The 12,401-nt window shown below is 44.4% G+C and carries 13 protein-coding genes; 7 read left to right on the forward strand and 6 right to left on the reverse strand.

The features are described from left to right. Window positions 1-645: 645 nt before the first annotated feature. Window positions 646-1,197 carry a DUF3332 domain-containing protein gene (locus NNC77_RS01695; RefSeq protein WP_420377555.1) on the reverse strand — a complete coding sequence of 184 codons (552 nt, stop codon included), beginning with the start codon at window positions 1,195-1,197 and terminating at the stop codon, window positions 646-648. 32 nt (window positions 1,198-1,229) lie between these two features. After that, a complete protein-coding gene (gene pheS / locus NNC77_RS01700) occupies window positions 1,230-2,270 on the reverse strand; it encodes a phenylalanine--tRNA ligase subunit alpha (RefSeq protein WP_118079092.1) in 1,041 nt (346 codons plus the stop codon). A 114-nt stretch (window positions 2,271-2,384) separates the two neighbouring features. Here pheS and NNC77_RS01705 point away from each other — a divergent pair, with 114 nt between their 5' ends. The 3 genes from NNC77_RS01705 to NNC77_RS01715 are packed head-to-tail and all read left to right on the forward strand — an operon-like array spanning window position 2,385 to window position 5,148. Then, the gene (locus NNC77_RS01705; protein ID WP_119238297.1) at window positions 2,385-3,242 is read left to right on the forward strand and encodes a DUF4348 domain-containing protein; all 858 of its coding nucleotides are present in this window, start codon (window positions 2,385-2,387) and stop codon (window positions 3,240-3,242) included. A gap of 33 nt (window positions 3,243-3,275) precedes the next feature. Further along, a complete protein-coding gene (gene murB / locus NNC77_RS01710; RefSeq protein WP_254969774.1) occupies window positions 3,276-4,331 on the forward strand; it encodes a UDP-N-acetylmuramate dehydrogenase in 1,056 nt (351 codons plus the stop codon). A gap of 37 nt (window positions 4,332-4,368) precedes the next feature. Next, a complete protein-coding gene (locus NNC77_RS01715; RefSeq protein WP_254969772.1) occupies window positions 4,369-5,148 on the forward strand; it encodes an MBL fold metallo-hydrolase in 780 nt (259 codons plus the stop codon). A gap of 256 nt (window positions 5,149-5,404) precedes the next feature. Here the strand turns inward: NNC77_RS01715 and NNC77_RS01720 are convergent, their stop codons facing one another. Genes NNC77_RS01720 through NNC77_RS01730 form a run of 3 tightly spaced genes read right to left on the reverse strand, consistent with a single transcriptional unit; the run spans window position 5,405 to window position 6,265 of the window. After that, the gene (locus NNC77_RS01720; RefSeq protein ID WP_118065427.1) at window positions 5,405-5,668 is read right to left on the reverse strand and encodes a hypothetical protein; all 264 of its coding nucleotides are present in this window, start codon (window positions 5,666-5,668) and stop codon (window positions 5,405-5,407) included. A 15-nt stretch (window positions 5,669-5,683) separates the two neighbouring features. Continuing rightward, the gene (locus NNC77_RS01725; RefSeq protein ID WP_119229521.1) at window positions 5,684-6,037 is read right to left on the reverse strand and encodes a phage holin family protein; all 354 of its coding nucleotides are present in this window, start codon (window positions 6,035-6,037) and stop codon (window positions 5,684-5,686) included. 15 nt (window positions 6,038-6,052) lie between these two features. Continuing rightward, window positions 6,053-6,265, reverse strand: coding sequence for a YtxH domain-containing protein (locus NNC77_RS01730; RefSeq protein WP_006846877.1), 213 nt, complete (start codon window positions 6,263-6,265; stop codon window positions 6,053-6,055). A gap of 263 nt (window positions 6,266-6,528) precedes the next feature. Between NNC77_RS01730 and NNC77_RS01735 the strand changes: the two genes are divergently transcribed. From NNC77_RS01735 to NNC77_RS01750, 4 genes are all read left to right on the forward strand, one after another. Continuing rightward, window positions 6,529-7,014: an SPOR domain-containing protein gene (locus tag NNC77_RS01735; RefSeq protein ID WP_006846876.1), complete on the forward strand. Its 486-nt coding sequence runs from the start codon at window positions 6,529-6,531 to the stop codon at window positions 7,012-7,014. 36 nt (window positions 7,015-7,050) lie between these two features. After that, entirely contained in the window at window positions 7,051-7,464 is a 414-nt protein-coding gene (gene ruvX / locus NNC77_RS01740; protein WP_006846875.1) for a Holliday junction resolvase RuvX, read from the forward strand. Further along, window positions 7,464-8,021, forward strand: coding sequence for a peptide deformylase (def, locus tag NNC77_RS01745; protein WP_022121616.1), 558 nt, complete (start codon window positions 7,464-7,466; stop codon window positions 8,019-8,021). The genes ruvX and def overlap by 1 nt, the downstream gene beginning before the upstream one ends. A 104-nt stretch (window positions 8,022-8,125) precedes the next feature. Further along, window positions 8,126-10,090 (forward strand): tetratricopeptide repeat protein, encoded by a 1,965-nt coding sequence (locus NNC77_RS01750; protein ID WP_254969771.1) that lies wholly within the window; start codon window positions 8,126-8,128, stop codon window positions 10,088-10,090. Window positions 10,091-10,150: 60 nt separating this feature from the next. On the opposite strand, the gene NNC77_RS01755 is transcribed toward NNC77_RS01750, so the two are convergent. Further along, a complete protein-coding gene (locus NNC77_RS01755; protein WP_153093366.1) occupies window positions 10,151-12,370 on the reverse strand; it encodes a RelA/SpoT family protein in 2,220 nt (739 codons plus the stop codon). Window positions 12,371-12,401 lie beyond the last annotated feature (31 nt).

Raw genomic sequence — 12,401 nt, forward strand, 5'->3', positions numbered from 1 at the left:
AAGATACATTCTTTTCTGTTTCATAGCTATGCGATTTGTGACAATTGTGTGGATTCGGGAAATAAAGTTGGCGAAAATTATATTTTTATGCCTTATCTTGAAATTCGAAGGAATATTTCCGAAGAATAGACAATTATCTCCGAAGGATAAAATAATATCTCCGATAAATAGAAAAATATCTCCGAAAGAGAATTTTCTCCTGATTATATATCCCGGCACAGATTGCTGCAGATGATTTTCTGTTGCATGCAGAACAGGAATTTGGATGTGATTTTTGGGAGGTGAAGGTGAAGGGTGTATTTTTAATCTTTATATTATATTCTTTTTTTAGGGTTTTTCCGATTTTTGACCCTAGGGTCTTTTTTTCGGTTTTTACCCTAACCCTTCACGCGTATATATAAAAAAGAGTTTTCAAACCTTCACCCTTCACCTTTTTGGCGATTCTTTTGATGGTCAGAGAGTTACGGGTGAAGGGTGGTGAAGGTACTTTCTTGTTTTACATTAAATACTTTTTTGCATTTGGACATTTTAAGGAGAGCTTGGTTGGGAACGGAAAACTATGAACTTGCTTAGGAAAAGAGAAAGGGGAGCATAAAAAAAGCCCGATAAAAGAGACTTTTATCGGGCTGGAATTGTTATGATTACTTACTTGTTGAATGCATAGAACAAACCATCATTCATAGCCATGCGAACCTGGTATAAACCATTGGCATCTGCTGGGACGTTGATCTTCTCGCCACTTGGCAAGCAAGCCTGGATGCTGCCATCCTCGTTGAAGCTGAAAAGCTCACGGATATCGCCATCCTTGCTGTATGACCAACTCTTGTGCTTCTTGTCGAACACAAAGTATGATTTCTCACCATCTGGGTCGGTAATCTCATAGCCATTCTTCAAAGTCTTGATGGCATACATGCGACCATCCTTACCCATTACGTCCTTAGTAGTTCCTACCTGACCAATCACCTTGTCGCCTGTCCAGAACTCGATAGAGTTGATAACGAGAAGGTCTGCAAATGAACATACTGCGTAAGCTGGAGAGATAAGCACGAAGATAATCTCGTTTACAAACTTGTTGTCTGTTGCTCTCTTGTTCCAGTCAAGTACGGAATTTGTCAGGCCAAATGAGCCGATGCAAGAACTGAATGCCAAGGCGCCCAGCAGGACTGCGATGACAGGTTTAGTTAAATTTTTCTTCATAGTCATTAATTAATTTATATGTTGAGTATCTTTTACTTAGCAGACTCAAACTCGCGCAAGAAACGAGTATCGTTCTCAGAGAAGAGACGAAGGTCGCTCACGCGATATTTTAAGTTGGTGATACGCTCAACACCCATACCGAAGGCATAACCCGTATAGACATTGCTGTCGATACCACAAGCCTCGAGATCATGAGGGTCAACCATACCGCAACCTAAAATCTCAACCCATCCGGTATGCTTGCAGAAGTTGCAACCCTTACCGCCACAGATGTTGCAGGAGATATCCATCTCGGCACTAGGTTCTGTGAATGGGAAGTAGCTAGGACGGAGACGAATCTTGGTATCTGCACCAAACATCTCACGGGCAAAGGTAAGGAGCACCTGCTTGAGGTCGGTGAAACTTACGTTCTTATCTACATAGAGACCTTCTACCTGATGGAAGAAACAGTGAGCGCGGGCGCTGATAGCCTCGTTACGGTAAACGCGGCCTGGGCAGAGCACACGGATAGGTGGCTCATGAGTTTCCATATAGTGAGCCTCGTCGCCAGAAGTATGGCTGCGGAGGAGCACATTCTTGGTAACATCGTCAGAGTTGGTCTTCTCTATAAAGAAGGTGTCCTGCATATCGCGAGCTGGGTGGTCGGCAGCAAAGTTGAGCATCGTAAATACGTGCTTGTCGTCATCTACCTCAGGACCCTGGAAAAGGGTAAAGCCCATGCGAGCGAAAATGTCGATAATCTGATTCTTCACTACGGTGAGTGGATGGCGGGTGCCGAGTGCTACAGGGTAGGCGGTACGGGTCAAGTCGATATCATCGCTTGATGCTTCGGCTTCTTCCATCTGCTCCTTCAGCCCGTTGATCTTCTCAAGGGCTGCGTTCTTCAGTTCGTTGATTTTTACACCAACCTCTTTCTTCTGGTCGGCTGGCACTGTGCGGAAGTCGGCCATAAGGGCGTTAATCTCGCCCTTCTTGCTCAGATACTTGATTCGAAGCTGCTCTACTTCTTCTGCGTTTTGGGCAGTCAAAGTGCTCACTTCTTTCAAGAGTTCGTCTATTTTTTCTAATAACATATCTATATTTTTATCTTTTTTGACTGCAAAGATAACATTTTTTGCTTAAAAGATGAAATAATTCAAAAGAAAGTTGTACTTTTGCATGGAAAATTTGAGAAATTTAATAGGTTTATGAAAAAACTCTGTTTATTAACGGTGTTAATGGCGGTGCTTACCATCGTTTGTTTCACGTCTGTGGGATGCACAGACAAGAAGCCTGCGCCTGCCATTGATTCGGCTTCATCCGACTCGGTGATTGCCGACACCCAAGCGATGGACTCTACAGAACAACTGATAGAGGAGACTCCGATGCCAAAGGCGGCTGACGAGCTTTTTGATGATTTCGTGTTTAATTTTGCAGCTAACAGAAAGTTGCAGAAAAGTCGTATTGTCTTCCCGCTGCCGGTATATCACGGTAAGAAACTGACCAAGAAGATAGAAAAAAAACATTGGAAGATGGAGCATTTCTTCATGCGCCAGGATTATTACACGCTGATTTTTGATAATCAGAAACAGATGAAACTGATGAAGGATACTACTATCGATCATGTAGTAATAGAAAAGGTGTTCTATAGTAGAAAGACAGTTCAGCAGTTTGTGTTTAATCGTATCAATGGTCAGTGGATGATGACTAGCATCTGCTACGTGCCTATGTATCAGAATAATAATGCCAGTTTCCTGAAGTTTTACGGACATTTTGCTACTGATACCGCTTTCCAGGCTCGCCACATCCATAATCCGGTGAAGTTTACCGGTCCTGATCCTGATGATGATTTCAGTACGATGACAGGCGATATAGACCCGGAAACATGGCCTGCCTTTGCGCCTCAACTGCCTCACGGCATGATTTACAATATAATCTATGGTCAGAAATATACCGAGAGCAACCGGAAAATCTTCGTGATTCGTGGTATTGCCAATGGTATGGAAACCTCTCTTACTTTCAAAAAGATTGGAGGAAAATGGGAACTGATCAAACTGAATATGTAGCTTTTTAGTTAGTAGTAATAGTTTTAACCAGATATGAAGGATATTCGTAACTATGGCCTTTTGGCTCACAATACATTCGGGATTGATGCTAAATGCAGCAGATTTCTGGAGTATGAATCGGTTGAGGAAGCCCGACAGATAGTGGGCTTGCTGACAGAGGCAGATCAGCCACTGCTCATTCTGGGCGGTGGTAGCAATCTCTTGCTGACCGGTGATTATGCAGGTACAGTGCTCCATTCGGCTATTATGGGTATTGAGGTTCTAGACAACAAGACTTTGGCAGCTGCAGAGGGGGATGATGCTTTGTGCAATCCGGATTGGGTATTCCTTTCCTGTGGTAGTGGCGAGGTGTTTGATGATGTGGTAGCTTATGCCGTAGAGCATGGCTATCATGGCGCGGAGAATCTGAGTATTATTCCGGGTGAAGTAGGTGCCAGCGCGGTTCAGAATATCGGTGCCTATGGTGTGGAAGCCAAGGATATTATATATAAGGTGGAAGCAGTTGAGATAGCTACGGGCAGGGTAGTGGTGTTTGATAATGCTGACTGCGAGTATAGTTACCGTCAGAGTAAATTTAAGCATGAGTGGAAGGATAAGTATCTGGTGACGCATGTGATTTACCGTTTGCAGAAGACCTTCCGTCCGGATTTGGATTATGGTAATATCCGTTCTGCGCTCGAGGCTAAGCATATTGCTGAGCCTACAGCCCAGCAGCTTCGTGATGTCATCATAGAAATTAGAGAGGCAAAATTGCCAGATCCTAAGCTACTCGGTAATGCTGGAAGTTTCTTTATGAATCCTATTGTAGAGAAGGCTAAGTACGAAGAACTGGCTGCTCTTTATCCGGGTATGCCTCATTATACCATCGATGATTCTCATGAAAAGATTCCGGCTGGCTGGATGATTGATCAGTGTGGCTGGAAGGGAAAGAGTCTGGGACGGGCCGGTGTGCATGATAAGCAGGCACTGGTGCTAGTGAATCGTGGCGGCGCTACGGGCGAGGAAATCGTAAAACTCTGTAAGACCATCCAGGAGGATGTGAAGCAGAAGTTTGGCATAGAGATTCATCCGGAAGTGAATGTGAAGTGAAGAATTCGTTTGTTTTCAGAAAAATATTTGATAATTAATGAAGGTAACTTTATTAGGTACAGGCACATCGGGCGGTGTTCCTTCGTTGGGTTGTAACTGTGAGGTGTGCCGAAGTACGGATCCGCATGATAAAAGATTGCGCAGTGCGGCAATGATAGAAACGGAGAATACCCGCATTCTGATAGATGCCGGACCTGATATCCGACAGCAGTTGTTGCGTGTGCCTTTCAGAAAGATAGATGGCGTCCTGGTTACGCATATCCATTATGACCATGTTGGTGGTATTGATGATTTGCGCCCTTTCTGTATCTTTGGTGATATTAACATCTACGGCGATGAAATCGTTACTGCGGGGCTGCCTCATACGATGCCTTACTGCTTTCCGAAGAATGCAGAAAAACTCTATCCGGGAGCTCCTAAACTCAAATTGCATACCATTCATCCGCATGAGCATTATCAGATAGGTGACATTGAGTTTGTTCCTATCCGTGTGATGCACGATAAGATGCCTATTCTCGGCTATCGGTTTGGTAAGTTTGCCTATATTACTGATATGAAATCTATGGGTGATGAAGAATATGCTTATTTGGAAGGTGTGGAAACACTCGTAATTAACGCACTCAGATTTGAGAAAACGCATCACAGCCATCAGCTTGTATCTGATGCTATTGAGGTGTCGCGCAGGATAGGAGCAAAACATACTTATTTTATCCATGTGACTCATCAGATAGGTTTTCACGATGAGGCGAATAAAAGGCTGCCCGAAGGCTTTGAATTTGGCTTCGATGGAATGGAGATATATGTAGAAAATAGATGAAGTTTTGTTGAAAAAGGTTTAAAAATAGGTTGGTAAAAGTTAATTAAATTAAAATAATAGGTATTTTGCTAAGAAAAATTTGCGAGTATCATAGATTATTTCTATATTTGCATGTGTGTTTTTCATAGTATTAGATTTAAGGTTAACAAGGTATTGGGGTCGCAGCGGCGACCCTTTTTTGTTTTTATCCCCTTTTGAGTGACTAAAAAATGCCTTTTTCCAAGGCATCTTTCCTTTCCCCCAAACGGTATATGATTCATCTCTTCCGAGGTTTGAATCTCCGGTAAAGTTTCCAAGCCAACAGTGCACCGTCGAATGCTCCTGCTCCCACCTGCAGCAAACTCTGCAGTCGCTTGCTAGGACTCGCATTGCGTGACAGGATTTCAGGTTTTGTGAAAAGCGAGTTCCATAAAGTCTGAATCTTGGCATCATCGGCATCAATTTCCTTGCGTATCGTCTCTTTTTTGAGTCGTATATCATTTAAGGAATTATATTCTGTGATTTCTGAATGATTTGTCATGTTGCGAAAAGGAGGTTATTTTTCCATTAAGAGGCTTGCCAGAAATCTGACCAATGGTCTCTCGATCCACTTATGGCGGAAAATTACAAATAATATTAATATAAATAGGTATACTGCAGCAACAATGCAGAATCCGAAAGTCAGACTACCTATTAAGTCTGCCAATGCAAAAGCAGCGCCAAAGGATAGGTAAATGAGGGTAAGCGTAAGTAAGCCCAGGAGTACCACCGTCATGGTGATGACTGTAAGCAGGCGTACCACCTTATCCACAACATCGAGCTTCAGAAATTCGCTCTGAAGCCCGATGTAATGTTTAAGCACCTCAATGAGCTGCCCGATAGTTTCTACATTTTTATCGTTAGAGAACATCATGATAGGTGATGATTAAACCTCAGGAGCTGCGTCCTTGATATCGTCAACCAGATCATCAACGTCCTTACGGCTCAACTTGATGTCGTGCTTCTTGCAGAAATCGTCTACTGCACCTGCAATCTTACTACGTGTATCCTCACCCTTCTCAGGAGCGAAAATCAAACCGAGTGCTGTTCCAGCGATAGCACCGCCGAGGAAAGCACCAATGTAACCTAATGTTTTCATATGCTATAAATTTTAAACGTTAAACGATTATCTTCTTGTCATTTTCATTTGACAATGCAAATATACTAAATTCTCTTTAAAAAACAAGCCTTTTAGCCTTAATTTTTCATTAAAAATGTTTTAATAGCCTTATTTAACAAACTTTAGGCGGCATATTCTTCGTTTTTCGGGCATTTTTTTGTATTTTCGCAGAGTAAAAAACGCATAACGCGAAATTTATATTGAATGAACAACAATAATAAACAATAAAACGAATAAGAATTATGAAGAAAATTACAGTATTAAGCATGGGAATGTGCGCAGTTTTGGCGCTCGCAAGTTGTGGTACATCTAAGGAAAGTGCATATAAGAAGGCATATGAGAAGGCTCAGCAGCAGGAACAGCAGGCTGCTCAGGCTCCTGTTGCTCAGGAACCAGTTGTAGCTCCTCTCGAGACTCAGGCTCCTTCTGATGAGCAGACAGAGGTTGATAATGCTACTGTTCGTTCTGAGGATGTATCTCTCATCTCTGGTTCTGGCTTGTCAAGCTATAGCGTAGTAGTTGGTTCTTTCTCTCTCAAGGCTAACGCTGAGGGATTGGCTAGTACATTGAAGAGTGCTGGCTACGATGCTCAGATTGCCCTGAACACAGAGCGTAACATGTATCGCGTGGTAGCTTCTACATTTGCTGATAAGGCTGCTGCTGTCAAGAGCCGCAATCAGCTTCGCGCTGGTAAGTATCCTGATGCTTGGTTACTCCTTAAGAAGTAATCTGATATTATATAAGGATAAGATATCCGTAGATTAATGCGAATTTTATCAATAGATTACGGTAAAAAACGTACCGGACTGGCTGTGACCGACCCATTGCAGATTATTGCCAATGGGTTGGCCACAGTTTCTACACATGAACTTTTCACTTATATCGAAACTTATATTCAGAAAGAACAGGTGGAGCGCATTGTTATCGGAAAACCGATGCAACCTAACGGGCAGCCAAGTGAAAACCTGGCAAGAGTAGAAAACTTCTACAACCGTTGGCGAAAGGCTCATCCTGAAATTCCAATTGAATATTATGACGAGAGATTTACATCAGTCCTGGCACATAGAGCCATGATAGATGGAGGTGTAAAGAAGAAAGTGAGAAAAGAAAATAAAGGATTGGTAGACGAGATAAGTGCTACCATCATATTACAGGATTATTTGCAATCAAGAAGATAATGATTTTACCGATTTATATTTATGGTCAGCCAGTGCTGAGAAAAGTGGCTGAAGATATTACACCTGATTATCCAGATCTCAAGGTGTTGATTAATAATATGTATGAAACCCTTGATTCCAGCAACGGCATCGGACTGGCTGCACCTCAGATTGGCTTGCCTATCCGCCTCGTTGTTATCGACCTGGATGTGCTCAGCGAGGATTTCCCTGAGTATAAAGGATTCCGTCATGCTTTCATCAATGCCCATATCCTAGAGCGCGATGAGGAAAATACCGACTCTTCTGAAGAGGGATGTCTTTCTATTCCTGGTATCAATGAGAAGGTGGTTCGTCCTACACGCATCCATGTAAAGTATATGGATGAGGATTTTAATGAACATGATGAGTGGATAGGGGGATATCTGGCTCGCGTGATGCAGCATGAATTCGACCATTTGGAGGGTACAATGTTTGTTGACCGTGTGTCTCCTCTTCGCAAGAACATGATAGCAGGAAAGCTCAAGAGTATCATCAAGGGCAATTTCCGTGCTGCCTATCGTACTAAGATACGTCGATAGTTCTTCCGAAAATATAGTAAGCTTCATGGTAATCGTGACGATTGGGCTTACTATATTTTTTTATTCTACATTCAATAGGTTTTATTTCAGAGAGTTACGAACAGATGAAGAAGATTCTCTTAGTTCTTTTTATGGTAATGGGCGCCATGTCGACTTCTGCCCAATATCGTGTAGACCGACTTGTTACGGCCGGTCGGAGTGCATTGTATTATGAGGATTTCGTCCTTTCAATCAAGTATTTTAATCTGGCTATCGGTGCCAAGCCTTATCTGTATGAGCCTTGGTATTACCGCAGTGTGGCAAAATTTAATCTGGATGACTTTACGGGTGCCGAAAGTGATGCCAGCGAGGCGTTGCATCTCAATCCCTATATCAATGATATTTATGACTTGAGAGCCATCTGTCGCATCAGACAAAACAGGTTTGATGATGCGATAGCTGACTATAATGAGGCTATCAGACTGGAACCGCGCAACCGAAATTACTGGTTCAACCGGGCTATCTGCCAGATGGAAAACAAAAAGTATGAGGCGGCGCAGCAGGAACTGGATACCATCGTGGGAAAATGGAAAGACTGGTCGAATGCTTATTCGCTCAAGGCTGAAGTGTATCTGCATCAGAAAGATACCGTGCAGGCTGAGAAATGGCTAGACAAGAGTCTGCAGCTCAATCCGTATGATGGGGATGCCTGGACTACGCGTGCTTATATGGCGCTGGCTAGAAAGGAATGGAAAACGGCTGATGAGGCGCTGACCAAGAGTCTGCATTTCAAACCTAACAATGTGAACAGTTACATCAACCGTGCTTTGGCGCGTATCAATCTGAATAACCTCAGGGGGGCGATGAGCGATTATGACAATGCCCTTGAGCTGGATCCGAACAATTTCCTGGCTCATTATAATAGGGGACTGATGCGTGTACAGTTGGGTGATGATAACCGGGCTATCACCGATTTCGACTTCATTATCAAGATGGAACCCCAGAACTTCATGGCTATCTTCAACCGAGCTCTATTGCATGACAAGACCGGTAATCTGAGAGCAGCCATCAGGGATTATACTAAGGTTATCAACCAGTTCCCTAACTTCTGGACCGGTTTGTCTAACCGTGCCAGCTGTTACCGACGCCTGGGCATGACAGCCAAGGCAGAGATGGATGAATTCCGTATCTTCAAGGCGCAGATGAACAAGCATATCGGAATCCAGCCGAGATGGAGCGCAAAGACCAAGAAGGAGATGCGTAAGCGCTCTGAGGTTGACCCGAATAAGTTTGCTTCGCTGGTAGTAGATGACGAACCGAAGTATGAACACAACTATAAGAGCGAGTATCGTGGTAAGGTTCAGAACCGTCAGGTAGAAACCGCCTTCCTGCCGATGTATCAGCTCTCTTATTTCCCAAACAATCAGAATGTAAATGGAGTTCAGGCTTATGACAAGGATGTTGATGCGCTCAATCAGCATACCAAGGCAGACAAGGTTTATATCGTTTGCAGTAAGGAGCAGCTCGATGAGAATGGTTCTATGAAGATATTCTCGATGATTGATAAACTTTCGGCGGAGTTGAGTGTGGCGAGCGATAATGAAACCAGAAAACGTCTCCTGATGCGCAGGGCCATCGCTCATAGTGTACTTCGTGATTTTGAGGCTGCCATCAGTGATTTCACCTATTATATCTCGCTCGATGACAAGAACTCTTTGGCTTACTGGCAGCGTGCTGTCTGCCAGGCTGAGATGGATGAATTTAACAAGGCTGAGGGCAAGGGTGTTCTGAATATCCATTCTGCCGAGGCTGATTTCAGTGATGCCATCCGTCAGAACAGCAACAATGCTTACATCTATTATAATAGAGGTAATCTTCATGCAGGCAGAAACGAACTATCAAAGGCAATAGATGATTATACCATTGCCTTGAGAATTGATAACCGCCTTGCAGAGGCTTATTATAATAGAGGTATAGCACGAGCCAAGAGTGGCAATAAGCAGACTGCCATCCTGGATCTTTCAAAGGCTGGAGAACTTGGTTTGTATGATGCTTATTCTGTGATCAAGCGCTTGAATAAGTCGAAATAAAAAAAATCCCGCAGATTTTCTCTGCGGGATTTTTTTTTTCTGTATTTCTGTATTCCGGTTTTATATTCTCGTTACCTGCTTAACGCCCTTCACGGCGCTCAGTTTCTTGATGAGTGCATCAGTTTTGCCGGCATCATCAATCATTACGGTAACATTGCCTGAGAAGAGACCATCTTTGGAAGAGATGTTGATGCCTCGCATGATGAGTTTATCTTCCTTGGAAATAATGTTGGTGATGTTGCTCACGATACCGATATCGTCGTTTCCGATGATGCGGAGCGTGATGGCATACTTGGATGTTCCCTTGCCGCTCCATTTCGCCTTCACGATGCGGTAACCGAAACGGCGGCGTAGTTCCTTGGCGTTAGGACAATCCATGCGATGTACCTTGATACCCTTGCTGATGGTAACGAATCCGAAGATTGGGTCGCCGTAGATAGGGTGGCAGCAATGAGCCAGTTCGAAATCGATGCCCTTGAGGTGCTCATCGATAACCAGCACATCGTCGCTCTGCTTCATCAGTTCCTCGGTAGGATTCTCAAACTCGAAATTCTCTGCACTTTCTGCAGGCTTGTTGGTATTGGCGAGGTTCAGGTCGTGATCGCGCTCCTCTATGTATCTCTCGATGATGCTGTTCACGTCGATTTTCTCCTCGGCTACATCCTTATAGAAGTCTGAGTTCTCCTTATATCCCATTTTCTTGATGATGCGCGCCATAATGCTCTCATCAATATCCAGTTTCCTGTTCTTGAATCGGCGCTCCAGAAGTTCCTTGGCATAGAGGCCGTCCTTCTTCTGGGTTTCCTTCAGCGCTAGACGAATCTTGGCCTTAGCCTTGGATGTCTGCACGATGTTGAGCCATTCGCGGCGTGGCTTCTGGTTGCTCTGTGTGAGGATTTCTACCTGATCTCCCGAATGTAGTTCCTGTCGGAAGGTGACGGCTCTTCCGTTAATCTTTCCGCCCACACAGGTATTGCCGATGCGGGAGTGGATATAGTAGGCAAAGTCGAGTACCGTGGCTCCCTTCTGGAAGTTCAGCAGGTCGCCCTTTGGAGTGAACACGTATACTTCGTCTTCCTTCAGGTCGGTGGTAAACTGGTCCATCAGCTGCAGATCATCGTTGCTTTCCAGGGCAGCACGGATATTGGCAAGCCATTCGTCAATACCGCCTTCTCCCTGCTTGATACCCTTGTAGCGCCAGTGGGCAGCAAGTCCGTGCTCTGCAATATCGTCCATGCGTTCGGTTCTGATCTGTACCTCTACCCATTTGTTTTCAGGACCCAGTACGGTGGTATGCAGACTTTCATAACCGTTGCTCTTAGGCACGCTGAGCCAGTCGCGCATACGCTTTGGGTTTGGCTGATACATGTCGGTGATGAGGGCAAAGGTCTGCCAGCACTGCATATACTCTTTCTCTCTTGGTGCATCGAGGATAATACGGATGGCAAAGAGATCATATACACCCTCGAAGGCGCACTTCTGCTTCTTCATCTTCTGCCAGATGGAGTGGATACTCTTGGTGCGGCCCTTCATATGATATTTCAGACCGGCAGCATCGAGCTTTTCCTGGATTGGCTGGATGAAGCGGGCGATATAGGCATCGCGCGAAGCCTTGGTGGCGTTCAGCTTGTCCTTTATCATATAGTAGGCATCGTGCTCGAGATACTTCAGACTGAGGTCTTCCAGTTCGCTCTTCAGTTTGTAGAGTCCCAGTTTGTGGGCGAGTGGGGCATAGAGGTAGCTTGCCTCTTCGCTTACTTCATGCTTTGCCTCTTCCTGTTTGGTATCGCGTATCTGTCTCATCACATTCACGCGGTCGGCAATCATGATGAGGATGACGCGCATATCCTCAGAGAATGAGATAAGCAGATTTCTGAAGTTCTCGCTCTCTATGATAGGGTTGCGCTTATATAAATCGTGGATGCGAAGCAGACCACTGATAATGTGGGCTACGCTATCTCCGTATTTCTTCTGTATCTCTTCGATGGTCTGATAGCCATCGATGACGCTGGTCTGCATCAGAATGGCGATGATGCCATCTCGTTTCAGACCTATCTCGTTTACTGCGATTTCTGCGGTTTGCAGGGCAGCGAGTATTGGATTCATTCCGAAGACATTGCGCTTAATCTGATGGTTGATGAAGGCATGCTGTATGTCTTCACGCAGATGCTGCTCGTCGCCTGGCTTGAATGTGTCGCCCACGGCGGTTCTCAGGCGCTCCAGGATTTGGAGTGTCTGTTCCTTTTCTTCTGATGTGAATTTAAAAGGTGTTTCGTTCATTGTCGTTCCCTCCCGTTGATTATATATTATT

This window comes from Segatella copri (assembly GCF_024330485.1).
Lineage (GTDB): Bacteria > Bacteroidota > Bacteroidia > Bacteroidales > Bacteroidaceae > Prevotella > Prevotella copri_L.